We start from the raw sequence: 24,161 nt of genomic DNA, 5'->3' as shown, positions 1-24,161 counted from the left end.
TGGGTTGTCAAATCAGCCGCCTATGTAGCTCATCTCAACGCGCTTGGCGTTGTTTGAATCGGGTGTGCTGGTGTCAGCGGGCATCGCAGCGCGCAACTCCGAATAGCGGTCATCGCGCCCTTGCCAGATATGGGCCACAGCCGCCGCGATCTGGTCGTCGCCGTAGCCGCCGCGCAGCAGGGCGCGCAAGTCCTGGCCCTGGCTGGCAAACAGGCATAAAAACAGCTTGCCCTCGGTCGATAGCCTTGCCCGGTTGCAGTCGCTGCAAAAAGCCTGGGTCACGCTGCTGATCACGCCAATCTCGCCAGCGCCATCGGCATAACGCCAGCGCTCGGCGGTCTCACCAGCGTAGTTGGGGTCTATGGCTACCAAGGGAAATTCGGCGTTGAGGCGTTCCACCACCTGGGCTGAAGGCAGGACCTCGTCCATGCGCCAGCCGTTGGTGGCGCCCACGTCCATGTATTCGATGAAGCGCAACACCGCCCCGCTGTGGCGGAAATGCCGGGCCATGGGTACGATCTCGGCGTCGTTGGTGCCGCGTTTGACCACCATGTTGACCTTGAGCGGCGCCAGGCCAACCTTTTGCGCCACTTCGATGCCCTTGAGCACGTCGGCTACCGGAAAGTCCACATCGTTCATGCGACGGAAGATGGTGTCGTCCAGCGCATCAAGGCTCACGGTGACGCGCTGCAGTCCAGCATCCTTGAGGGATTGGGCTTTTTTGGCGAGCAGCGAGGCGTTGGTGGTCAGCGTGATGTCCAGCGGCTTGCCCTGCGGCGTTTGCAGCTTCGCCAGCATTTCGATCAGTATCTCCAGGTGCTTGCGCAGCAGCGGCTCGCCGCCCGTCAGCCGGATTTTCTCGACCCCATGAGCCACAAAAATCTTCGCCAGGCGCGTGATTTCCTCAAAACTCAGCAGCGAGGTTTGCGGCAGGAAAGCGTAGTCCTTGTCGAATACCTCGCGCGGCATGCAGTAGCTGCAGCGGAAATTGCAGCGATCCGTCACGCTGATGCGCAAATCCCGCAGCGGCCGGCCCAGCGTGTCGCTCAGCAGGCCCGTCGGGGCAGACAACCGGGCAGGGATATGCGGTACGCGGCTTGCGTAGCGAATATCTGCCAGCGGAATGATTTTGTCGGTCGTCATCGTGAGGAGCCCAAAGGGAGAATTTACCCCATTGGCCCGGCTGGGGCACTAAAACCAGGCCTTATCCCCAAAGAGGGATTGGCTCACCCCCGTCCAGGCTCACTTCGTGTAGCCCGTTCCCCCCTCAAGGGGGCGGCGCCTGGGGCCGGCGAAGCCGAAAAATTGGCACACCCCTATCGGGCTCACTTCGTGTAGCCCTTTTCCCCTTGCAGGGGACGGTGCCTGCGGCCCGGCAAAGCCGGTTCCGCGGCACCCATTGGTGAAATACCTCGCACTGGTTACGCACAGAACTCTTAAACCCAGCATGAGCCGCGGGACTGGCTTTGCCGGGCCGCAGGCGGGCGGCCCCCTCGGGGGGCAGGGAGCTACACGAAGTGAGCGACCGTGGGGGCTCTACACACACCGGGCGCCGTCTACTTCCAGGCATACACCGCTGATGAAGTCCGCTTCGTCGCTGGCCAGGTAAAGCGCGGCATTGGCCACATCCAGCGCGGTCGAAAAACGTCCCAGCGGAATGCTCGCGCGAAACTTCGCCTTGCGTTCTTCATCCAGCGGGCCACCCGCGAATTCGGCCGAGAGGCCTGTGTCGGGGTTGAATACCGGGTTGATGCAATTAACCCGGATGTTATCGGGGCCGAGCTCGGCCGCCAGCGACTTGGAGGTCGTGATGACGGCCCCCTTGGAGCCGTTGTACCAGGTCAGGCCAGGACGGGGGCGTACCCCCGCCGTCGACGCAATGTTGATGAAACTGCCCCCGCCTTGCTCGCGAAATACCGGCGTGGCGTGGATGGTAGCCAGGTAAATGCTCTTGACGTTGATGGCGTAGCACTTGTCGAAATCGTCTTCGCTGACATCAAGTGCTGGCTGGTTGCGGTGCGTCCAGCCGGCGTTGCTGACCATCACGTCGAGCCGGCCGTAGCGCTGCACAGCGGCAGCCACCAGCGCCTTGACCTCGGCGGACTTTGTGACGTCGGCGGCAAAGAACGAAGCTGTGCCGCCGGCCTTGACGATGGCAGCGACGACTTTCTCGCCCAGCGCCACATTGATGTCGTTGACGATGACCCTGGCGCCCTCGGCCGCCAGCCGCCGCGCGATGCCTTCCCCGATACCGCCTCCGGAGCCGGTCACGATGATGGATTTGTCCTTGACCCGCATGATTTTGTCTTTCTCGTAAAGGTTGCTGCCGGCGCACGCTGCCGTACGGTGGCGTGCGGCTTCCATTGCTTATTGTTGCTGATCACGGTGGTGCGGGTTTTCCCTCTGTCTCTCTCGCTTGACGGGATTCGTGAAACATGAAGTTACATCTACAATGCGCTTTATAAAAGGGAGGGATTTCATGAGTTATCAATTTGCCCGCACCGGTGCGGGTGCAGCCTTGTGTGCGCTGGTGCTTTTCGCGGGGACAGCGCACGCGCAACAATCCAGCAAGAACCTGGCACCCGGATTCTCGGAACGCGCAGCGGCCTCGAAGCTGGTTGTCGTGCCCGCAGACCTCGAGCTCTTTTCCATCGGTGCCGGCGGCGTGCAGGAGCCCAGGGCCGACTGGACCATGGCTGCCCAGAAAAACGTCAAGTCCGGTCTGGCTTCGAGCAAGCTCAAGTTGGGTTCTGACGTGATCGGGCTTGAAGAAAAAGACATGGACGAACTCGCGGACATCAACTCCCTGCACGGAGCTGTCGCGCAATCTGTTTTTCTGCACCACATGATTGGTGGTGTACTCAAGCTGCCCACCAAGAACGATGCCCTGAACTGGTCACTCGGAGATGCCGTCAAGCCTCTCAAGGACAAGACGGGGGCTGATTACGCCCTGTTCATCTGGATGCGCGACAGCTATGCCAGCAGCGAGCGCAAGGCCGCGATGATCGCCATGGCTGTGCTGGGCGTTGGGATTGCCGGGGGCGCGCAGATTGGCTATGCCTCGCTGGTCGATTTGAATAACGGGCGGATTGTCTGGTTCAATGATTTGCGCCGGGCCTCAGGTGACCTGAGGGAACCTGAGCCAGCCAAAGAAACCATCGAAGCCCTTCTCAAGGGCTTTCCGGTCGCCAGATGATGGGCATGCCGGCTGGCGGGCGCCGCGCTTTTTTGCGGTCGGCCTGCAAGCACTGCGTGGGCATGGGCGCCCTGTTGCCAGGCCTGTCAGCCTTTGGCCAGGAGAACCCTGCGGCTGCCTCCATCCCGCCTTTGCCCGCAGAGCGCTTTGCCCGCCCCGCGCTGGAAACGGATGAGGGCGGCCTGTGGGGAATGATGGACCGCGAGGAAACGCGCCTGCGGCGCAGTCCATTTACCGTACGTGACCCGCAACTGAGCCAATATCTGCAAGACTTGGTATGCCGTCTTGCGGGAGACCACTGCCCCGATATTCGTGTGCATGTGGTGCGTACGCCGCTCTTCAATGCCAGCATGGCGCCGAACGGCATGATGCAGGTCTGGACCGGCTTGCTGCTGCGCGCGGAGAATGAGGCGCAACTCGCTGCGGTACTGGGCCATGAAATCGGCCACTACATCGAACGGCACACGCTGGAGCGCCTGCGGGACCTGAGAAGCCGGGCCGCCTTTGCCCAGTTCATCGGCATGTTCGGCCTTGTCGGCGCCATTGGCCAGCTTGGTGCGCTGGCCGGCGCTTTCGCTTTTTCCCGGGACCACGAGACGCGGGCTGATCGTCTGGGCATGCGCCTCATGACCCGGGCGGGTTACGACGGCAGGCAGGCTGCGCAAGTGTGGGACAACCTGCTGGGCGAACTCAAGATCACGGGCGGTGAAGACGTTGGCAAACGCAGTCCCATGATGGCGACGCATCCCCCGCTGGAGACGCGCCGTGATGATCTGCTCCGCCTGGCAGGCGACGGCGGCGGTAAAACGGGTGCAGCGGAATATCAGCAGGTTATGTCCCGGCACCGCTTCGGGTGGCTGCAGGATGAAATCCGGCGTGGCCAGTTTGAAGAAAGCCTGGTGCTGTTCAATCGCCTGCTGTCGCGCAATCCCGAAGATGGCCAGGCGCTGTATGCGCGGGGTGAGGTGTATCGGTTGCGGGCAGGCAAGGAAGATCTTCAGGAGTCCCTGAACGACCTGACACGCGTGACCGCTCTTGAACAGGCTCCGGCCGAGGCTTTCAGGGCGCTCGGCCTGGTGCAAAAGCAGCGGACCGACACCGCCTCGGCCGTACAGGCCTTCGAAAAATACCTCACCGTCGCGCCTGAGGCAGCGGATGCGGGTCTTATTAAAAATTACATTGCGGAACTTAAACCATGAAAAAACTCCTGATCCTTCTTGCCTTCGCTTTCCTGTCGGGCTGCATGTCCATCACCAAGGTTGAAGGTGAGCAACTGGTCAATAACCGGCTGGCCGTCAAGGTGACCGACGCCTGGAACAAGGTTTCCCCTCCCGGCACCAAGCAGCCTTTTGACATGTGGACCCAGGAGGGGCTGACGCTTGACCATTTGCGCCTGTGGGCGGCCATCAAGCCAGGCCAGGCACTGCTGGTCAGGCCTGCAGGCAGTGTGCCGGCCGGGCAGAAGGCCGCCCGTGTTCCAACCTATCAGGCAGGTATGCCACTTGACCAACTGGTCAATCTTTTCGAAATCATGTATTCGGCCGACGGTTCCATCGTCAGCATGACCAAGGTTGAGCCCTCGGTATTTGCAGGTGAAAAAGGTGCGCGGTTTGAATTCGCCGTGACGAGAAAGGGTGATGACGTGCAGCTCAACGGTGTCGGCTGGATCAGCCAGCGAAACGGTGAATTATTTGCCGCCACTTTCCTCGCCCCCAAGCTTTCATTCTTCCCGCGGCTTTTGCCAAAAGCTGAAAGCGTTGTGAAGACGGCGCAAATCAAAGGCTGACAGCGCAGAGCCGCCATGGTGGCGGCTTGCAGGTGGGTCGTGAACCTGGCTGGGTGCCGCGGCTCAGCTCAGGTTAACCATGCCGTATGGCCACTGTTTTCAGCGTGGTGAAGCCATGCAAGGCCTCAAAGCCTTTTTCACGGCCGTAGCCCGATGACTTCACGCCGCCGAAAGGTAATTCCACACCACCGCCGGCGCCGTAGTTGTTGATGAACACCTGGCCGCTTTTGACTCGTTTGGCCATGCGGAACTGGCGTGCCCCATCGCGCGTCCAGATGCCGGCGACCAGGCCGAACTGCGTGGCATTGGCAAGTTCCACTGCGTGATCCTCGTTTTTGAAGCTCATCGCGCACAGCACCGGGCCAAACACTTCCTCCTGCGCCAGCCGGTGCATCACCGGCACGTCGCGCAGCAGGGTGGGGGCCTGGTAAAACCCGGTGTCGGGCGCCTCGTCGACGATCTGGCCCTGAGCCACCATGGGAATGTTGGCAACCTGCGCATCGCTTAAAAAGTCCCACACGCGCTGCTGCTGGTTTTGCCGGATCAACGGGCCGACGTCCAGGTCCATGGCGGCGGGGCCGACGCGCAGGTTTTCAAAGGCTTCGCCCAAGCGCAGCAGCAGGGGTTCGTAAATCGCCTGCTCCACCAGCAGACGCGAACCGGCCGAGCAGGTTTGCCCGGCGTTTTGCACGATGGCGTTGATGATGGCCGGGATGGCGGCATCCAGGTCGGCATCGGCAAACACGATTTGCGGACTTTTACCGCCCAGCTCCAGCGTAACGGGGCAATGGCGCTCGGCCGCCACCTGCTGGATCAGCGTGCCCACCGTGGGGCTGCCGGTAAAGCTGATGTGGTCTATGCCCTTGTGGCGGGCCAGCGCGTCGCCGACCTCATGGCCGTAGCCGGTCACGATGTTGATGGCGCCGGCCGGAAAACCCACTTCGGCCGCGAGTTGCGCCACGCGAATCAATGACAGACAGGCATCCTCTGCCGGCTTGACCACGCAGACGTTGCCTGCGGCCAGCGCGCCGCCCACGCTGCGGCCGAAGATCTGCATCGGGTAATTCCACGGAATCACATGGCCGGTGACGCCGTGTGGCTCGCGCCAGGTCATCACGCTGTAGCCGTCCAGGTAGGGAATGGTGTCGCCGTGCAGCTTGTCGCAGGCGCCGGCGTAAAACTCGAAATAGCGCACCAGGGCCGCCGCGTCGGCGCGTGCCTGTTTGGTGGGCTTGCCGCAGTCGCGCTGCTCGATCATGGCCAGTTCTTCGGCATGCTCGGCTACCTTGGCGGAAAGCCGCATCAGCAGCCGCCCGCGCTCGGCGGCGCTGAAGCGGCCCCACACCAGTTCCAGACATTCCCGGGCGCTCTTCACGGCAGTGTCAATGTCGTGCGCGTTGCTGCGCTGGATCTCGTCAAACACCTGCCCGTCGGACGGGTCGATCATCGGGATGGTTTTGCCTGAAGAAGATGCGACGGAGGTGTTGGCGATGTAGTTGAGCTGCATGGCGCTATTGTGCTGAATTTGCCCCTGGCCGGAGGTTACCTCCTCCCACGGGCAGAAATGGGCCATGAGGGCAGGCCGGTCCGCGAGGTAACGCTCCCCAAAACCGTGCGTTTGTCACAGCCTCAGCGTTGTGTCCCGGCCAATTTACAAATCCTTTGCTGCGCCAGGATTGGCATTTATGTAGGATTGAACCTACACATGCACCTTGCCAATTCCTGCAGGGAACGGTGCTCATGTTACGCAGCGGCCCGGCCGTATTGGCGTGACGACAGCGGCAGGCAGCCGGCAACTGCGGGTCCACATTTTTGACGCATACCGCGATGACTGATCCCACCAAAAGCCCAGCCGATGTCCCACCCGGCGACGACGCGCCCACCACCAGCCTGCTGGCCTGGTTCAAAGCCTTTGTGGCCCGTTTGCGCGACTGGTTGTCGATCCAGGCCTTTGGCATGAAGTTCGCCGTTCTGGCCGTGGCATTGATGATTCCGGCAAGTGCTTATTACGCCTGGTCGACCCTGGAGCGGCAGGAAAAAATGGCGCTGGAAGTCAAGGCCATGGCCGCGTCGGGGCCGGGAGTTGAAGCGGCCTGGACTTACAACACCGCATTGCCGGTCGTCTTCGGAAGCGGGTCGGTCCTGAGCTTCCTCGAAGCCCATCCGGTCACGCGCATCACCATCATTTACCGGCCAATTTTGTGGACCGTTTCCGAGCGTTTTGTGCTGATTGAATCGGAGGGCAGGCAGTACGCCTATTACCCCTCGGACTTGGAAACCAAGATACTGGCCGACAAAGCCGTCACAGCGCCCTGGGGCGGCAAGCTCACCTTCGTGCCCCGGGGCGCGCTTGATGATGCGAGCAAGGACATGCTGGCGCGCCTTGAGCAACGTTTCGGTGACGCACGTCCGCAATCCGAACAGGATGCCTGGAAAGGCGGTGCCAGCGCGCTGGTATCAGCGACCTTGACGCTGGGGCTCATCGCCTTCCTCTGGTACCAGACAGGCGGGCAGCGCAAATCCCTCAAGTTCATTTCCCCGGGGCAGATCAGCGGCGACTTGGCGGACCTCGTCGGCATGGACGACATCAAGGCCGAGGTTGCGCAAATCCGCGACCAATATGAGCGCCGCCTCGAGTACGCCGCTTATGGCGTGAACAAGCCTTTCAACGTGATGTTCAGCGGCCCTGCGGGTACCGGCAAAACCAAGCTGGCCAGCTACCTCGCCAAAGAGCTGAACCTGCCGATTCTTTTCCATTCAGCTGCCAACCTTGAAACTGGCTATGTGGCCGGCGGCTCGAACACCTTGTCGCGCATCCTGGCGCTGGCCAAGCGGCGTAAACGCTGCATCGTCTTTCTTGATGAAGCGCAGGACCTTTTCATGCGGCGCGGCGGCAACCGCAAATATGACGACGATACGCAGAACATGTTGCTGGCCATCCTGGACGGTGTGCGGACCAAATCGGATACTGAAATCATCTGGATCGTGGCGTCCAACTTTAATTCGGCCAACCTGCAGATGGACGAGGCCATGCTGCGCCGCTTCCAGATGAAGGTCGACTTCCGCATGCCCAACCAGCAGGAGCGCCTGGCCATCACCGGCCACTACCTGCGCCAGCGTGCCGACAAGGTGCTGCCCGACATGGACCTGCGCCATTTTGTCGAACTGACGGAAGGCTGCAGCCCGGCAGACCTCGAAACCATGGTCAACCAGGCCGGCATCATCGCGGTGCAGGCGGGCCAGATGATAGGCGCGCATACCCTGATGCAGGCCGCCGAGCGTGTGCTGGTGGGCAATGTCAACGACAACACCACCAAAGAGCGCGAGCGTGACCGGCGCATCATCGCCGTGCATGAGTGGGGCCACTTCCTGATGGATTTCCAGCACCGGCGCAAGCTGGCCGGCGACAACTGGAACGCGCTGCTGGCCGACATGACCACCATCAAAATTTCATTGAAGGCCAACCCCCGCAACAATGCCCTCGGCTTTGTACTGCACAAGCAGGACAGCAACCTGCTGCAGACCAAGGGTGACATGGAGCATGAGGTGAGGGTGCTGCTGGGCGGCATGGCGAACGAGGAGATCTTCTTCGGCGAAGACGGAACCACGGGCGGCGCCCACAATGACATCACCCGTGTCACGCGGCTGCTGCACCATGCGGTGGCTGAAATGGGTATGTACCGCAAGACCCGGCTGAATTACGCCGCGCTCCTCAAGGACGGCGGCACGGCACCGCCGGACGAGGAAACCCGCAGCATCATGGAAGCCCAGAGCGAGCGGCTTTACAGTGAAACCAAGGCCACGCTGGCGCAGTACACCGCCTTGACGGAGTATCTGACCGGCTGCCTGATGAATGCCGGAGAGATGACACTGAGCGAAGCACTCCGCGAAATCAGGTACTTTGAAAGCCTGACTGCCGCACCGGATCTGGCGCTGCCTGGGCCGGGTTCCAGCCAGTGGATGCCAGCCTGAGTCAACGAACCTTTGCAGCTTCGTCCTCACCGCCCAAAGAAAAAGCCCTGCAATGCAGGGCTTTTTGCATGGGCCGGAGCGGTCTAGCGTGACGCTGGTGCGGCCGGCGTTGGGGTAGCCGCTGCATTGGGCGCCTGCGTGGGCGCGGGGGCCGGCATGGCGGGTGCAGTCGGTGTGGCGGCCGGTGCACTCATGGCAGCGGGCGCGGCCATGGGTGCTGCCGGGGCCGCCGCGGCTTCACCGCCGTGGAACTTCATCACCAGCGGCACGATCAGCAGCGCCACGATGTTGATGATCTTGATCAGCGGGTTCACGGCCGGGCCGGCTGTGTCCTTGTAGGGGTCGCCCACGGTGTCGCCGGTCACTGCGGCCTTGTGTGCCTCGGAACCCTTGCCGCCGTGATGGCCGTCTTCAATGTACTTCTTGGCGTTGTCCCAGGCGCCGCCGCCGGTGCACATCGAGATGGCAACGAAGAGGCCGGTGACGATGGTTCCCATCAGCAGACCACCCAGTGCCTGGGGACCGAGCGCCAGGCCGACCACGATGGGTACGACCACGGGCAGCAGCGAGGGGATCATCATTTCCTTGATGGCGGCTGTGGTCAGCATGTCCACGGCGGTGTCGTACTCGGGCTTGCCCGTGCCGTCCATGATGCCCTTGATGTCGCGGAACTGGCGGCGCACTTCAACTACCACGGCGCCGGCTGCGCGGCCCACGGCTTCCATCGCCATGGCGCCGAACAGGTAGGGAATCAGGCCACCGATAAAGAGGCCGACGATGACCTTGGGATTGCTCAAGTCGAAGCTGATCACGTTGCCGTAGGCTTCCAGCTTGTGTGTGTAGTCGGCAAACAGCACCAGCGCGGCCAGGCCGGCGGAGCCGATGGCATAGCCCTTGGTCACGGCCTTGGTGGTGTTTCCCACGGCGTCCAGCGGGTCGGTAACGGCCCGCACCTCGGGGGGCATGTCGGCCATCTCGGCGATGCCGCCGGCGTTGTCGGTGATGGGGCCGTAGGCGTCCAGTGCGACCACGATGCCCGCCATGCTCAGCATGGAGGTGGCGGCAATCGCAATGCCGTACAGGCCCGCCAGCGAATACGCCGTCAGGATGGCGATACAGACAAAAATCACCGGCCATGCGGTCGAGCGCATGGAGACGCCCAGGCCGGCAATGATGTTGGTGCCGTGGCCGGTGGTGGAGGCCTGTGCAATGTGCTGCACCGGCTTGTACTGCGTGCCGGTGTAGTACTCGGTAACCCAGCACAGCGCACCGGTCAGGATCAGGCCGACCGCGCAGGCACCGAAGAGGCGTATCTGCGTGCCGCTTGCCGTGACGGCGTTGTCGGGCATCAACCACATCGTGACGAAGTAGAAAGCGATCAGCGACAGTACGCCAGCAATCGCCAGACCCTTGTACAGGGCCGGCATCACGTTCTTCATGCCGGGAGAGGCCTTGACGAAGAAGCAGCCGATGATGGAGGCGATGATGGACACGCCGCCCAGCGCCAGCGGGTAGACCGCGGCAGTGGCGCCCGCGCCTGAGAGCAGCAGGGCGCCCAGCACCATGGTGGCGATCAGCGTGACCGCGTAGGTTTCAAACAGGTCGGCGGCCATGCCGGCGCAGTCACCCACGTTGTCGCCCACGTTGTCGGCAATCACGGCGGGGTTGCGCGGGTCGTCTTCGGGAATACCTGCTTCGACCTTGCCCACCAGGTCGGCACCGACGTCGGCGCCCTTGGTGAAGATGCCGCCGCCCAGCCGGGCGAAGATGGAAATCAGCGACGAGCCGAAAGCAAAACCAATCAGCGGATTGAGCAGGTTGGCCAGCTTGAGGTCGGGTGTGTAGTTGCCATTGCCCACCAGGAACCAGTAAAAGCCGGTCACGCCCAGAAGGCCCAGGCCCACGACCAGCATGCCCGTGATGGCGCCGCCGCGAAAGGCGACGTCAAGCGCGGGGCCAATGCCTTTGGTGGCGGCTTGGGCGGTGCGCACATTGGCGCGAACCGACACGTTCATGCCGATAAAGCCGCAAGCGCCTGACAGCACTGCGCCGACGACGAAGCCGATGGCGGTTTTTCCGTCAAGGAAAAAGCCGATCAGTACGGTGAGGACGACGCCCACCATGGCGATGGTTTTGTATTGCCGTGCCAGGTAGGCGGCGGCGCCGGTCTGGATGGCGGCTGCAATTTCCTGCATGCGGGCATTGCCGGCATCCTGGGAAAGAATCCAGCTGCGAGCCCAGATGCCGTAACCCACGGCGACCAGCCCGCAGACGAGCGCAAGAATAAGCGCTGAGTTGCCTGTCATAGAAATCTCCTACGTTGTTTTTCGCTTGGAGGGGGTTTCAACGCTAGCAAATGGTGTCTTGACCCCCGCTGCGTTGCTTCCTCGTTGCTTGGTCTACGTAGAGACAAGACGATTGGCCAACTCGCGCAATTTACAGTGAAAACATGACAACTTTAAGAACCGTAAGGTGTGAATCAGTAAAATGAGGGTAAATACCGAGCAGTTGGCCTGTGCCACGGCTGCGCAGGTAGCCCATGTGTTTTAAGAATCTTCTTTTCTCCTTTCTTCCCTTCCTTTCTTCTTCCTTCCATAAAGAACTCAAGCGACCATGTCCCTCGATAAAGTTTCCCCCGGCAAAAACGTTCCCGAATCCTTCAACGTCATCATCGAGATCCCGATGAATGCCGACCCGGTGAAATACGAGGTGGACAAGGAGTCCGGCGCGATTTTTGTGGACCGCTTCATGAGCACGTCCATGCACTACCCGACCAATTACGGTTACGTGCCCAAGACCATCAGCGGCGACGGCGACCCGGTCGACGTGCTGGTGATCACCCCGGTGCCCCTGATTCCCGGGGTGGTGGTGACCTGCCGCGCCATCGGCATCCTGAAGATGACCGACGAAGCCGGTGAAGACGGCAAGGTGCTGGCGGTGCCCATCGACAAGAAATGCTCGCTCTACACCCAGTGGCAAAAACCTGAAGACATGAACCCGCTGCGCCTGAAGACGATTGCGCACTTCTTCGAGCACTACAAAGACCTGGAAGAAGGCAAATGGGTCAAGGTGCTGGGCTGGGAAGGCCCGGACGCGGCCAAAAAAGAGATCACGGATGGCATTGCCAACTATGCAAAGGCCGGCAAGGCTTGAGACCCGGGCGCCAAGCCTGAAAATTTAAGCGTTTTAGTGCTGTAACTAGCACACGCCGTGCGCAAGCAGCTATAAAAAGTATAGCGGTGGCGATGAGGGAAACGTAAAAAGGCGCGTGCAGCGTGGTCTGCAGGCGCTTTTTTTATGCTTGGGTGAGACGGTGTGCGCCGCCGCCCGGCGCCACGTTGAAGCCTTACGCTTTTCGCGCAGGGTCCGGGAACACCAGGCCGTGCAGCTTGCCCTTGTCCTCGCGCGAAAACGGCTTCCATTGGCCTTCCGGCTGTGCCAGGCGGTCGGCCACGGCCCACCAGGCGCTGGGGTTCACGCCCATGCCGATATGGCTGGCCAGCACTTCGATGTTTTCGGTCTGCGGATGAGTGGCACTGGCTGCCTGGATGCTGGCCTGCCAGGCGACCACGCCGTCGCTGCGCGAATAAATGCTGGTGGTCGGCACAGGCGGGGCGGCCGGCAGATCGTAGCTTTCGGATTCGCGCTCGACGTTGCGGCCGCTGGTGAGTTCATAGATGCGCCAGGCGTTGGTGGCCTTGTGCGAGCCCGCGAAGGGCGTGCCCAGCGTGATCACGCCGCGCACCATGTGCGGCAGCTCCTTGGCCAGTTCGCGCGCATACACGCCGCCCAGGCTCCAGCCGATCAGGCTGACCTTGCGGCCTGTGGCGTCGAAGGTGCGAGCGAGGCTGTCGCGGGCTTCTTCCAGCACGCCGGCGCGCGGGCCGAAGTTAAAGCCCTGTTCCCAGCCCCAGGGCCTGTAATTGAGCGACTGCAGGTATTGGCGCAGCGGCACCGTGGTGGCGTCATTGGCCGACAGGCCCGGAAACACCATCACCGCATGGCCGTCGCCACGTGGCGCGCGGGCCAGCAAGGGCCAGGCGGGAAGCAATGCGCCGAATTCCCAGAATGCACGCAACTCAAGCGCCAGCAACCACGCGCTGGGCGGAACATCGTGCGGGGACGTTTCTGCTTGATCTTGAGGGGAGGATGAAGACGGATTTCGCCTGGATGACGGGCTTGCCATGGCTTGAAGCATTGATTGTCTTGTTGGAGTTCTGACTAGGGTCTGATAGCGCTGTTTTTGCAAGATGCGTTGCGAGTCAAAAAGGCCATGAGCAAGGCGCAAAACGCAGGCGGGGTGAACCCCGTCAAGGCTTTGCAACGCCGCGCAGGGCCTTTTTGATCGCAACCCGTAGGGAACGGGGTAAAAAAGGCGCCACTCGGCGTTGCGCTCCTAGCTCAGACGCCCGGTCTGAGCGTCGTCGCGCGCCTTGATTGGCGCCTTTTTTACCCCGTTCGCATTTGCAAAAACAGCGCTATTAGACCCTAAGAGTATGGAGGCGCTTACAGGTTTTTACAGAGGGAGGCACCTCTAACTTGAGCGCTTCGCCGTGGTTTTCGTCGCGTTCGTGACAGCGGCTTTGCGGGTTTTTACCGGGGCGGCCTTCACTGCGGTTTTAACTGAGACCTTTTTTGCCCCCTTTTTCGGCGCGGGCGCCGTGGCGGCGGGTGCAACAGGCGCCGTGCTCACCATCAAGGCTTGGGCCTGAGTGAAGGCCTCCTCGATTGCTTTCGCCAAATCCTTCGCATGCGGCAGCGCCTTCTTGTCGGCAACGATGCCGAAATCCACATGGCCGGCGTAAGTCTGGATGGTGATGTTGAGCGCCAGCCCATGCATGACGATGGACAGCGGGTGGAAGGTCAGGAACTTCGCGCCGGCCAGGTACAGCGGCACCGGCGGGCCCGGCACGTTGGAAATCGCCAGGTTGGCTACCATGGGCAGGCGGCTGGCGATGCCGCTTTTGCCGTAGGCGTTCAGCGCCATTTTGGCCGCGCCGCCCACCAGCCACGGCGCCAGCAGCGAAGGGTAGTCGGTCGGCAGCAGGCCCTTCAGGCTTTGCATCGATGTTTTTACCTTGGCGGTCGATGCCATGATGGCGTTCATGCGCTTGAGCGGGTGCGCCAGCTGCGTGCCCAGCTCCACCAGGCTCATGCTCACCTGGTTGCCCAGGTTGCTGGCGTCGGTGGCGCCGGCTTCGCGCAGTGACACCGGCATGGCCGCCACCAGCGATTTTTTCGGCAGGCTGTGGTGCTGCGTGAGGTAGCTGCGCAGCGCTGTTGAGCAGATCCACAACACCACGTCATTGAATGAGCCGCCCACCGCCTTGCCCATGGCCTTGCATTCAGCCAGCGGCAGGGTGGCCGTCACAAAGACACGATCCGTGGTGATGCCGGTATTGAATGGTGTTTGTGGCGCCAGCTTCATCGGCATTTTGGGCTTGATGCCCGTGGCCGAACTGGTGGTGGATTGTTTTGCCAGCGTGCTGCCAAAAGTGCTGGCCGCGGACGGCAGTGCCTTGGCGAGCTTGGCCAATTGGCCCAGCGAACTCGAAAACACCGAACCGATCATCTTGCCCAGCTTCAGGTCGGCCTCGGTTTTGCGGCGGCGGGCAGGGTCGGGCGGTGGCACCTCGCGCGGTACCGGGCTGAAGTCGAGCAGGGCATTGGCCAGCATCACGCCGCCCTTGCCGTCCAGCGCCGCATGGTGAATCTTCGAGAAAAACCCAGCCACCACCTTGCCGCCTTGCGATGCGGGCAGCTGGATGCGGTCAAAAATATAAAACTCCCAGAGCGGGAAATTGCGGTCAATGACCTCGCTGTGCAGTTGCGCGCACAGCTTGTGCACCTCGGCCAGCGTCATGGGCGTCGCCCGTTTTTTGGCGGAGTCCGCGCGGCGGATGTGAAAGTCGATATCCACCTCGTCGGCATCCACCCACAGCGGGTGGCCCAGATCCAGCGGCATGAACACCAGCTTGCGGCTGAATACCGGCGCCAGGTGCATGCGTTTGGCGATGTGCGCTTTGACCGCCTTGTGAAAGCTGCCCTTGAAGCCCTGCGGCAGTTCGCACAGGTTGAGCGAGCCCACATGCATGGGCATCTCGGGGGTTTCAAGGTAAAGAAAGGTCGCGTCCAGGCCGGTGAGGGATTTCATTGTTGTTGTCTCCGTGAGGGAGACATTAACCGAGCAGGACGGGTTGCGGCACTAGGGTTTGCCGTAGCCGCCGCTGTCACGCCAAGCTCAGCGCGCGGCCGTGATTGCGTTCAAGCTTCGCAGTCGCCGAGCATTCCCTGTTCGTCGTCGTTGAGCCCGGCTACCGGCGTCGCCTTGGCCAGCGCCATCCATACGCCCAGCGGCAGCTGCTGGCGCGTGCGCCGCGGCGCGGCCCTGGCAACGGCCAGGCGCGCGTTGTCCAGCACCATCACACCGCATTCCAGCGGCACCTCGCTGGCATCGCCGATCGGCCGGCCCTTGGCGTCGCAACCGAGCACATACCAGCACTCGCCGCCCAGGTCGAGGTAGGCGGCGCGTTTTTCGGGGCGGCGCAGGTCGCCCAGCAGGTCGGAGCGGTGCACCTTGATCTCGTGCACGATCGGTTCGACATATTCCTGCACGGTGGTGTTGCGGATGGAAAACACGTCGGGCCGGGCGATGCACCAGCGAGCCTTGCCGCCTTCTTCTTCGGGCGGCAGCTGGGCACGCAAACCCAGGCCGCGCCAGGTGATGCGGCCGGCACGCACCATTTCGCAGGCCACCTGTTCGACCAGTGCCTCGTGCTTTGAAAGCGCCGAGCGGTTGCGCACGAGCACGGTGGCCAGGTAGGCCACGCCGGCATCGGTCACGCGCAGGGTTTCGTGGCCTGCAGGGCCGGCCACGCGCTGCAGCATGCCGGTGGCCAGCAGTTCGATCTCCAGCAGGTCCTGGCAGGGCCAGCCGGCGGAGCGGTAGACCTCACGCAGGCGCCGGGCATGCGGACGGCCCAGCAGGGGCGCAGGGTCGGCAGTCTGCGTTTCGGGGTTTTCGGGTGTAGCAGTCACGAGAGCATTCATGGGGAAATAGCGGTTTGAGCCGGCGGCAAGGTGGCCGCCGGCGCCTTGAAAACCGTTCGAAAACAGGCGTGAAAGACAGAGCTTAAATCAAGCTGTGGCTTAAGGGAAATGAACCGTTGGCGCAATACTGGCGGACGCAAGCAGCTATCAATACGATAGCGTTACGGCGTTTCCGCGTTCACCGCAGGCGGCGGTGGTTGCCCTGCGAAGCGGGCCGCCGGCCAAGCGGCCCAGGGGGTCAAAGCGGGAGGATCTCGAAGCGCGCGTTGTCCAGGTTGTCGCCCAGCGGCCGCATCGCCGCCAGAATCGCGTCGGTCTCGGCGTGTTGCCAGAGCGCGATGACCTGTTCTTCTGCCTCTGAGGCGTTCTCCAGCGGCAGGCCTTCGTGCAGTGTTTGCGTCAGCATGTAGGCCTGAAGCGAAGGCAGTACATATTCGGGGCCGCCCAAGGCGAATTCAAGTGCCATGCGAAAACGCAGTTCGGCCGCTGCGCGCTCGTCGGCGGTCAGGGTTGGGCATTCGACGAGGTTGACGGTGTACGTACGTTCGTTGGCGCGGTTTTTGTTGCTCATGGAAATTCCTTTGAACGGGCTTTATAGCAAATAACGCTTGCCCGTGTGATGACAGGTATGACGGGGTTGCAGGTATGGGTGGGAGCGCGGCCAGTGCGTGTTTTGCACAGAATATTTATGGAAAAAGTCCATGAAACCCAATATGGGTAAGCGCAAGCAGCTATGAAAAACGTAGCGCCTGCGGCTAATGCAAGCCAGTGCTTAAGCCGAAGTGCGTGGCGCAGCTTGCCTGAAAGGGCTGCGGCGTTCCAGGTCTTCCATGTAGTTGTCGATGCCGGCGCCTTCGCGCGCCAGGAAGCGCTCGACCGCATCGGCAAACGAAGGATGCGCCAGCCAGTGAGCGCTGGTGGTTTTGACGGGCAGCAGGGCGCGGGCCATTTTGTGCTCGCCCTGCGCGCCGCCTTCGAAACGGTGGTAGCCGTGCTCAATGCACCACTGCAGCGGCTGGTAGTAGCAGGCTTCAAAGTGCAGGCAGTCGACGCGGGCGAGGGCGCCCCAGTAACGGCCGTACGCAACCAGGGACTGGTTTTCGGCACTTTCGTCGCCGTGATCCCTTTCAGGACGGGCACTGACGGCGATCAGGCTTGTCGCGACGGGCCGCCGCTGGCCGTCGGCGTTGTGCTCCGCCACAAACAGCAGCCAGTTCTCCGGCATGGTGTCCTGCATGCGCTGGAAGAAGTCGCGGCTCAGGTAAGGCGCGTTGCCGTGCTCGTAATAAGTACGCTCGTAGCAGCGGTAGAAAAAATCCCAGTCGGCGTTGCTGATGTCCTTGCCCAGCGACCAGCGGAAAGTGATGCCCGCCTCGGCGACCTTGCGGCGCTCCTGGCGGATCTTTTTGCGTTTTTCCTGGCTGAGCGACGCCAGGAAGTCGTCGAAGTCGCGGAATCCCCGGGGCGGCAAGGAACGTTCCGCCGACAGGCCGCCCTTAGGCGGAACAGCCCCCTCGGGGGGCAGCGAGGACACGCCAGTGCCGAGCGTGGGGGCACTGTTATCGGTCCAGTGGAACTGCACCGTATGACGCAGCATCAGCCCGGCATCTTCACAGGCCGTGACATCTTCGTCGGCGGTAAATAGCAGGTGCAGGGACGAAAGGTTTTCCTCGGTGCACCAGGCCACCAGGGCCTTGATCAGCAGGCTGCGTTCGTCGGCTGTGCGGGCCAGCAGGCGGGCGCCGGGTACGGGGGTGAACGGCACGGCGACCAATGCCTTGGGGTAGTACTCAAGCCCGTGCTGCTGGTAGGCATTGGCCCAGGCGTGGTCGAACACGTATTCGCCGTAGGAATGCTCCTTGAGGTAAAGCGCGCAGGCGCCTGCCAGTGCCTTGCCCTGCCAGAGGGTGACAAAGCGCGGCGTCCATCCGGTTTCGGGTGTGGCGCTGCCGCTTTCGTGCAGCGCGGCCAGGTATTCGTGGCGCATGAACGGGTTCGCGGGCTCGCCCGGGCTCTGCGCCGCCAGCAGGGCGTTCCACTCGGCCGCATTCACCTCCAGCGGTGAATTCAGCACGCGAATGACATAATCGTTTGAGTTCTTTTTCACGTGTTTTCGGGGTTCTACTTCAACATGCCACTCAAAATCTGCGTTGCCCAATTGAACTACTGCGTGGGTGATATGCCGGGTAATGCGCAAAAGATCATCGACGCAGCCCGCATAGCCTACGAGGGCGGCGCCCGGCTGCTGCTGACGCCCGAGCTGGCCATTTGCGGCTATGCGGCAGAAGACCTGTTTTTGCGCCCATCGTTCATCCAGGCCTGTGATGATGCCGTGAATCTGGTGGCCCGCGAGCTGGCCGGGTTAAAAGGCCTGACAGTGGTGGTGGGCACGCCCACCCACGGCGACAACGGCAAGGGCCTGCGCACCAAAAGTGTGGAAGTGCAGCAGCGCCACAATGCGGCCAGGGTGCTGCGCGAGGGCCGCGTCGTCGACACCTATGCCAAGCGCGAACTGCCGAATTACCAGGTGTTTGACGAACGCCGCTATTTCACGCCGGGGCAGGGCACTTGCGTCTTCCAGGCCGGGGAAGGTGATGACGCCGTCAGCGTCGGGCTGCTGATTTGCGAAGACGCCTGGTTTGAAGAGCCGGCACGCCTGGCCAAAGAAGCGGGTGCCGAGTTGCTGGCGGTCATCAATGCCTCGCCGTTTCACGTCGGCAAAGGCGGCGAACGTGAGCAGATGATGCAGGTCCGGGCCCAAGCCACCGGGTTGCCGCTGATTTATGCGCACCTGGTGGGGGGGCAGGACGAAATCGTTTTTGAAGGGGCGTCTTTTGCGCTGCAGGCCGATGGCGCCCTGGCCGGAAGGGCTGAAAGTTTCAAGGAAAATCTGTTTGTAATTCAGGCGGGACGATCGCAAGCAGCTATTAAATTAATAGCAAGCACGGTGCCTGAACGCAGCCACGAGGCGGACCTGTGGGACGCGCTGGTGCTGGGCGTGCGCGACTACCTCGGTAAAAACGGTTTTCCCGGTGCCATCCTGGGGCTGTCGGGCGGCATTGATTCGGCCCTGGTCTTGGCGATCGCGGTGGATGCGCTGGGCGCCGACAAGGTGCGCGCGGTGATGATGCCTTCGCCCTATACGGCAGACATCTCCTGGATTGATGCGCGCGAAATGGCTGAGCGCGTGAAGGTGCGCTACGACGAGATTTCCATCGTGCCGGAGTTCGAAGCCTTCAAGGCGTCGCTGGCTGGTGAGTTCAAGGGTCTGAAGGAAGACACCACCGAGGAAAACATCCAGGCGCGTATCCGCGGCGTGTTTTTGATGGCGCTGTCGAACAAGTTCGGCTCCATCGTGCTGACCACCGGCAACAAAAGCGAAATGGCGACCGGTTATTGCACGCTCTACGGCGACATGGCCGGCGGCTTTGCGGTCATCAAGGACCTGCTGAAGACCACGGTGTTTCGCCTGGCGCGCTGGCGCAACGAAAACGACCCGTACGGCACGGGCAGCAACCCGATTCCCGAGCGCATCATCACGCGGCCGCCCAGCGCCGAGCTGCGGCCCGACCAGACCGACCAGGACAGCCTGCCGCCCTACGAGGTGCTGGACGCCATCCTGGAGCGCTACATGGAGAACGACCAGGGCGTGGACGCCATCGCCGCTGCCGGGTTTGACCGCGCGATGGTCGTGCGCGTGGCCCAACTGATCCGCATCAACGAGTACAAACGCCGCCAGGCGCCCGTGGGTATCAGGGTCACCCACAGGAGCTTTGGCAAGGATTGGCGCTATCCTATTACCAGCAAATTTCGGCAATAGGGCCCCCACGCTCCCCACTGCGTGTGGTTCGCTGCCCCCCGAGGGGGCCGCTGCGCCTGCGGCCCGGCAAAGCCGGTTCCGCGGCCCCTGCTGGGTTTGGGAGAGGATGCCCTATGCTGACGATATTTAGAACGAATGGAGATATTCAGTGAAACAAATTACCGCCGTCCTCAAGCCTTTCAAACTCGAAGAAGTCCGCGAGGCCTTGGCCGAATGCGGCGTAACCGGTCTGACTGTCACTGAAGTCAAGGGCTTTGGCCGCCAGAAGGGGCACACCGAGCTGTACCGTGGCGCCGAGTATGTCGTCGATTTTCTGCCGAAGGTCAAGGTCGAAGTCGTGGTGAAAACCGAAGACGTGGAACGCTGCGTGGATGCCATCGTGCGTGCTGCGCGCACCGGCAAGATCGGCGACGGCAAGATTTTCATCACCAGCGTCGAGCGGGTGGTGCGCATCCGCACCGGGGAAGAAGACGAAGCGGCGGTGTAGATAGGCCCCCACGGTCGCTCACTGCGTGTAGCTTCCTGCCCCCCGAGGGGGCCGCTGCGCCTGCGGCCCGGCAAAGCCGGTTCCGCGGCCCCTGCTGGCCTGAAGAAAAGTCCCTGCGACCGGTGTCAGATTTGGTCGAGGCGGGTGTTGCCTGGCGTCATGCCGGCTGCCTGTACCAGCGTTTCAAGCAGTGATTCCGCGTCGCTGCTGGTGCGGATCAGGTCCATCAGCCAGTCATTCATGAAGCCGGTTTTCACCGAAGAGGCCAGGAACGCCAGCAGGGCGTCGTAGTAGCCGTTCATGTTGAGCAGGCCGACCGGTTTGTCGTGGTAGCCAAGCTGGCGCCAGGTCCATACCTCAAAAAACTCCTCCAGCGTACCGATGCCGCCAGGCAATGCCAGGAACGCATCGGCATGCTCGGCCATCAGGTATTTGCGCTCATGCATGTTTTCCACGATGTGCAGCTCGGTGCATCCGGTGTGGGCCCATTCTTTCTCTACCAGTGCCTTGGGGATGATTCCCACAACACGCCCGCCGGCCGCCAGCGCAGCGTCGGCCATGATGCCCATCAGGCCGTTGCGGCCGCCGCCGTAGACCAGTTGCCCGCCGCGCTTGCCTATCCAGGTGCCGACGAAGGCGGCAATGGCGGCGAATTCGGGCTGGTTGCCGGGACGGGATCCGCAATAAACGCAGAGGGAAAAAGCAGGTTTGGAGGCGGGTTTGGAGATATCGGTCACTTTATTGATGCTTGCATTCATGCGGCAAATCGCTGGAACAGCGCCAGGGCCCATGTACCGGCGCACAACAGCAGGCTGAGCAGGACGGCGGCGCTGCCCATGTCCTTCGCGCGCTTGGAAAGGTCATGCCATTCGGGGCCGATGCGGTCGATGGCGGTTTCAATGCCCGTGTTGAGAAGTTCCACGATCATGATGAGGATGACCGTGCCGGCCAGGAGCACCGTTTCGACCCAACTGCGGCCCAGCCAGAAAGCGGCGGGGATCAGCACAATCGATGCGATCGCTTCCTGGCGAAAAGCGGTTTCGTGCCAGCCTGCGCGCAGGCCGGCAACGGAATAGCCCGTGGCGTGCCAGACGCGGCTCAGGCCCTTGCGGTGTTTTTGGGGGTTGACGGGCTCATTGGAGCCCACTCGGGAGGTGGCGCCAGCAGGAGCGACATCAGCATCAGATGGCGGCGCTGGCACAGACATGGGAAACGGAACTTGTTCTGACATGGTGCCATTGTCGCGCAGCTTTATGGCACATTGATGTTAGGGCTGATGGGGCGCAGTACTGGCGATACCGGCCTTGTTTTTGGCCTTGCGCCCGGGTTTTTCGGGTGCGACCCAGGTGATGAGCCGCGTGCCTGCCCAGGCGTCGTGCCAAAACTGTTTTTGCGGATGAAAGCGCGCCAGGATGGCCCAGATGGCGACCCATCCCAGCGTCAGTACAGCGCCTTCCCGTCCTGGCAGCGCCATTGCCCAGCTCACGGCCAGGGGTGGCAGAAACCAGAGCCAGCTCAGCGCATAACGCAGCAGGGCGCGTTTCTGGGTGACGGGTTCACCGTTGACGTCGACTACGCGGATGTTCCAGGTTTTCATGGCCAGGGTCTGACCTTTGGCCCAGAACCAGACGAAATAAATACCGAAAATCACAAACACGAACGCCTGCAGGGCATGGCGATTGTCCAGGGCATTTCGGGTCTGGCTCAATGTGCTGAAAAGGTAACCGGCCAGAAAAACCACGCCGAACATCAGCATGCCTTCGTACATCCAGCAGGCCATGCGGCGGGGAATGGACGGAATGGGGAGGGTGTCTGTGACTGTCAAAGATGTCGCGATAAAGGTTGGCCACAGTGAACGGCAGCAGGCATGGGCCAAGCCCAGCCGCTGCGGGTAGCGTTTAGCGTTGGGGCGTAGCGCTTGTTGCGGCACCGCTTGCGGACGGCGCGGCGGGCGTAGCAGCTGAGGCAGGTTGCAAAGCAGTGATTTTAGGGCCAGGTTTGCTGGCTGCCTTGACCGGATGCGGTGTCACGGGCGCCAGCTTTTGCGGCGCCACTGGTTTCACCGCTGTTGCCGCTCCGGTAGGCTTTGGACTGGCCTTGGCGGCCAGCTTCTGCTTTTCTTCGGGGCTGAGGGCCTGGTAGGTCTCCCACTTGGCTTTTTTCTCTTCAGGCGTGAGCTGCTTGGAGAGTTCCTTGGTCTTGCCGAAGTTCAGCCGGGCTTGCGCACGCTGCTGGGGGCTCAAGGTGACCCATTCATTCATGCGGCTGTGCAGGTTAGCCTGCCCTTCCGGTGCGAGTGAGGGGTAATTTTTGGAGATTTCCAGCCATTTGCGCTTTTGCGCCTCGCTGACGGTATCCCAGCTTGAAGCCAGCGGTTTGAGCGCCTGCTGCTGCATGGGCGTGAGTTCGGCCCAGGTCGGTTTGGCCACGACGGGCTTGGCAGGAACGGCAGGCGGCTTCACAGCTGCGCTGGCTGGGGCTACGGGTTTAGGCGCCTGTGCAAGGCCCAGAATGGGCCAGGCCAGCAGGGTAGCCGTCACAAGCCCGAACGACAGCCATTGCAGCCTCAACCGCATTGAGCGGCCATCGACCGATGGGGCGCGTCGGGAGATTGCGCGCGGGATCATTGGGCCGTGGGGACTTGGCGTGTGGTTTTGAGGTACTGGACAAAACCCGGATCGGCAAAAGCAGCGGGCGGGAGTTCGTCCGTAAGCAACGCCACATCGACTTCTGCCAGTTCCTGGGCGCGGTTATCGTTCTGGATCGAATTGATGGCCAGCAGGCCGACAACCAGTGCAACAAGGGGAAGGACCGAACCAATCCGTGCCCACCAGCTCAGGCCGTCATCAGATCCCCATGACAGGGCGGCACTTGTGCCAACGCCGACGACGCTGGTGGCGGTTTGTGTTTTGGCGGCTTTACGTTTTGAAACAGCTTGGGCGCGTGCGGCGCGCAGGCGCTCGGAAATGTCGTAAGGCAGGTCTGCAGCTCCTGCGGACAGGTAGGACGCGGTCTTCAGGCCAAAGCGGTCCTGCAGGATTTCGGCTCTTTTTTGTAGTGAGTTAGTCATAGTTTTATACCTTTGGCACTCAGGGCTTTGCTGAGGGCGTGAACTGCACGGGAACAATGTGTTTTGACACTGCCCTCCGAACAGCCCATGGCGGCTGCTGTTTCAGCGACATCCATTTCCTCCCAGTAACGCATCAGAAAGGCTTCCCGTTGACGGCCCGGCAATTCCTTTACCTGCAGTTCGATCTCATGCAATATTTGCGCCCGCTCAGTAGCATCCTGGGCGCTCTCTGTACCCTCTGAGTTGGTAAGGCTCTCTAAAGTTTCCAGAAGATCGAAATCTCCGTCTTCTCCCTGCGATTCAAAGTCGCTCATGTTGGAGAAAAGCGCGTTCCGGGTCTTGCGGCGGCGGAACCAGTCCAGCGTGGTGTTGGCCAGGATGCGCTGGAACAGCATGGGTAGCTCGGCCGCAGGCTTGTCGCCGTAGTGCTGGGCCAGCTTCATCATGCTGTCCTGAACGATGTCAAGGGCCGCTTCTTCATCCCGCACGTGGTAGATGCTGCGCTTGAAAGCCCGTTTTTCAACGCTTTTCAGGAAATCCGAGAGTTCTTGTTCAGTTGCCAACGGTGTGGGGTTCCGGTTCGTCCAGCGCTGCACAGGGTGGTGGTCTGCGGGTACTCGCAGGGCCGATGCCGATAAGGCATGTGTCCAAGGATACAGCTGGAAAATTATCGCATCCCGGCCGGTCCCGGCTGCGATTTTTCACCGCGTGCAGCCATTGCGCAACGCGAAATGTCATAATACGGCCTGCAATTCAAAAGGCAAACGGGTCATGACTCGG

Annotated in this window: 22 protein-coding genes; 7 read left to right on the top strand and 15 right to left on the bottom strand. The window is 61.8% G+C overall.

What is annotated here, in order from left to right:
* Nucleotides 1–12: 12 nt before the first annotated feature.
* Nucleotides 13–1,143 (bottom strand): GTP 3',8-cyclase MoaA, encoded by a 1,131-nt coding sequence (moaA, locus tag AC1DU8_RS11370; RefSeq protein WP_457278624.1) that lies wholly within the window; start codon nt 1,141–1,143, stop codon nt 13–15.
* A 393-nt stretch (nt 1,144–1,536) separates the two neighbouring features.
* Nucleotides 1,537–2,298, bottom strand: a complete 762-nt coding sequence (locus AC1DU8_RS11365) for an SDR family oxidoreductase (RefSeq protein WP_457279763.1) — start codon at nt 2,296–2,298, stop codon at nt 1,537–1,539.
* 181 nt (nt 2,299–2,479) lie between these two features.
* On the opposite strand from AC1DU8_RS11365, the gene AC1DU8_RS11360 reads away from it, so the two are divergent.
* Genes AC1DU8_RS11360 through AC1DU8_RS11350 form a run of 3 tightly spaced genes read left to right on the top strand, consistent with a single transcriptional unit; the run spans nt 2,480 to nt 4,982 of the window.
* Complete coding sequence (locus AC1DU8_RS11360) at nt 2,480–3,196, top strand: hypothetical protein (protein WP_457278623.1); 717 nt, start codon at nt 2,480–2,482, stop codon at nt 3,194–3,196.
* Complete coding sequence (locus AC1DU8_RS11355) at nt 3,196–4,395, top strand: M48 family metalloprotease (protein ID WP_477702412.1); 1,200 nt, start codon at nt 3,196–3,198, stop codon at nt 4,393–4,395. Before AC1DU8_RS11360 ends, AC1DU8_RS11355 begins: the two co-directional genes overlap by 1 nt.
* Entirely contained in the window at nt 4,392–4,982 is a 591-nt protein-coding gene (locus AC1DU8_RS11350) for a hypothetical protein (protein WP_457278621.1), read from the top strand. Before AC1DU8_RS11355 ends, AC1DU8_RS11350 begins: the two co-directional genes overlap by 4 nt.
* A gap of 73 nt (nt 4,983–5,055) precedes the next feature.
* On the opposite strand, the gene AC1DU8_RS11345 is transcribed toward AC1DU8_RS11350, so the two are convergent.
* A complete protein-coding gene (locus AC1DU8_RS11345; RefSeq protein ID WP_477667246.1) occupies nt 5,056–6,489 on the bottom strand; it encodes an aldehyde dehydrogenase family protein in 1,434 nt (477 codons plus the stop codon).
* Between the two features lie 320 nt (nt 6,490–6,809).
* Here AC1DU8_RS11345 and AC1DU8_RS11340 point away from each other — a divergent pair, with 320 nt between their 5' ends.
* Nucleotides 6,810–8,954 (top strand): AAA family ATPase, encoded by a 2,145-nt coding sequence (locus AC1DU8_RS11340; RefSeq protein ID WP_457278619.1) that lies wholly within the window; start codon nt 6,810–6,812, stop codon nt 8,952–8,954.
* 83 nt (nt 8,955–9,037) lie between these two features.
* Here the strand turns inward: AC1DU8_RS11340 and AC1DU8_RS11335 are convergent, their stop codons facing one another.
* Nucleotides 9,038–11,260 (bottom strand): sodium-translocating pyrophosphatase, encoded by a 2,223-nt coding sequence (locus AC1DU8_RS11335; RefSeq protein WP_457278618.1) that lies wholly within the window; start codon nt 11,258–11,260, stop codon nt 9,038–9,040.
* A gap of 307 nt (nt 11,261–11,567) precedes the next feature.
* Between AC1DU8_RS11335 and ppa the strand changes: the two genes are divergently transcribed.
* Nucleotides 11,568–12,107, top strand: coding sequence for an inorganic diphosphatase (gene ppa / locus AC1DU8_RS11330; protein ID WP_457278617.1), 540 nt, complete (start codon nt 11,568–11,570; stop codon nt 12,105–12,107).
* Nucleotides 12,108–12,300: 193 nt separating this feature from the next.
* Here the strand turns inward: ppa and AC1DU8_RS11325 are convergent, their stop codons facing one another.
* The 5 genes from AC1DU8_RS11325 to AC1DU8_RS11305 form a co-directional block, all read right to left on the bottom strand.
* Nucleotides 12,301–13,140, bottom strand: coding sequence for an alpha/beta hydrolase (locus tag AC1DU8_RS11325; protein WP_477689144.1), 840 nt, complete (start codon nt 13,138–13,140; stop codon nt 12,301–12,303).
* A 348-nt stretch (nt 13,141–13,488) separates the two neighbouring features.
* A complete protein-coding gene (locus AC1DU8_RS11320) occupies nt 13,489–15,108 on the bottom strand; it encodes a wax ester/triacylglycerol synthase family O-acyltransferase (protein ID WP_477689055.1) in 1,620 nt (539 codons plus the stop codon).
* A gap of 110 nt (nt 15,109–15,218) precedes the next feature.
* On the bottom strand, nt 15,219–16,004 hold the full coding sequence (locus AC1DU8_RS11315) for a hypothetical protein (RefSeq protein ID WP_477689056.1): 786 nt from the start codon (nt 16,002–16,004) through the stop codon (nt 15,219–15,221).
* Nucleotides 16,005–16,242: 238 nt separating this feature from the next.
* On the bottom strand, nt 16,243–16,575 hold the full coding sequence (locus tag AC1DU8_RS11310; protein ID WP_457278614.1) for a hypothetical protein: 333 nt from the start codon (nt 16,573–16,575) through the stop codon (nt 16,243–16,245).
* A gap of 201 nt (nt 16,576–16,776) precedes the next feature.
* Nucleotides 16,777–18,111 carry a GNAT family N-acetyltransferase gene (locus tag AC1DU8_RS11305; RefSeq protein ID WP_477726757.1) on the bottom strand — a complete coding sequence of 445 codons (1,335 nt, stop codon included), beginning with the start codon at nt 18,109–18,111 and terminating at the stop codon, nt 16,777–16,779.
* 24 nt (nt 18,112–18,135) lie between these two features.
* Here AC1DU8_RS11305 and AC1DU8_RS11300 point away from each other — a divergent pair, with 24 nt between their 5' ends.
* Together AC1DU8_RS11300 and AC1DU8_RS11295 are read left to right on the top strand one after the other, a co-directional pair.
* The gene (locus tag AC1DU8_RS11300) at nt 18,136–19,824 is read left to right on the top strand and encodes an NAD+ synthase (protein ID WP_477726756.1); all 1,689 of its coding nucleotides are present in this window, start codon (nt 18,136–18,138) and stop codon (nt 19,822–19,824) included.
* A 148-nt stretch (nt 19,825–19,972) separates the two neighbouring features.
* Nucleotides 19,973–20,311, top strand: a complete 339-nt coding sequence (locus AC1DU8_RS11295; RefSeq protein WP_007869659.1) for a P-II family nitrogen regulator — start codon at nt 19,973–19,975, stop codon at nt 20,309–20,311.
* Nucleotides 20,312–20,436: 125 nt separating this feature from the next.
* Here AC1DU8_RS11295 and AC1DU8_RS11290 read toward each other — a convergent pair whose 3' ends face one another.
* From AC1DU8_RS11290 to AC1DU8_RS11265, 6 genes are all read right to left on the bottom strand, one after another.
* A complete protein-coding gene (locus AC1DU8_RS11290; protein ID WP_477726755.1) occupies nt 20,437–21,069 on the bottom strand; it encodes an LOG family protein in 633 nt (210 codons plus the stop codon).
* Nucleotides 21,066–21,542: a diacylglycerol kinase gene (locus AC1DU8_RS11285; protein ID WP_457278610.1), complete on the bottom strand. Its 477-nt coding sequence runs from the start codon at nt 21,540–21,542 to the stop codon at nt 21,066–21,068. Before AC1DU8_RS11285 ends, AC1DU8_RS11290 begins: the two co-directional genes overlap by 4 nt.
* Nucleotides 21,543–21,578: 36 nt before the next feature.
* A complete protein-coding gene (locus AC1DU8_RS11280; protein ID WP_457278609.1) occupies nt 21,579–22,136 on the bottom strand; it encodes an RDD family protein in 558 nt (185 codons plus the stop codon).
* Nucleotides 22,137–22,209: 73 nt separating this feature from the next.
* Nucleotides 22,210–22,887, bottom strand: coding sequence for a DUF3106 domain-containing protein (locus AC1DU8_RS11275; protein WP_477667261.1), 678 nt, complete (start codon nt 22,885–22,887; stop codon nt 22,210–22,212).
* A gap of 47 nt (nt 22,888–22,934) precedes the next feature.
* Nucleotides 22,935–23,381: a DUF3619 family protein gene (locus AC1DU8_RS11270; RefSeq protein WP_477689060.1), complete on the bottom strand. Its 447-nt coding sequence runs from the start codon at nt 23,379–23,381 to the stop codon at nt 22,935–22,937.
* Complete coding sequence (locus AC1DU8_RS11265) at nt 23,378–23,944, bottom strand: RNA polymerase sigma factor (RefSeq protein ID WP_457279761.1); 567 nt, start codon at nt 23,942–23,944, stop codon at nt 23,378–23,380. The genes AC1DU8_RS11270 and AC1DU8_RS11265 overlap by 4 nt, the downstream gene beginning before the upstream one ends.
* Between the last annotated feature and the right edge of the window lie 217 nt (nt 23,945–24,161).

The organism is Polaromonas sp. P3_A5 (assembly GCF_056403055.1).
This window is presented reverse-complemented; position numbering and strand designations above follow the sequence as displayed.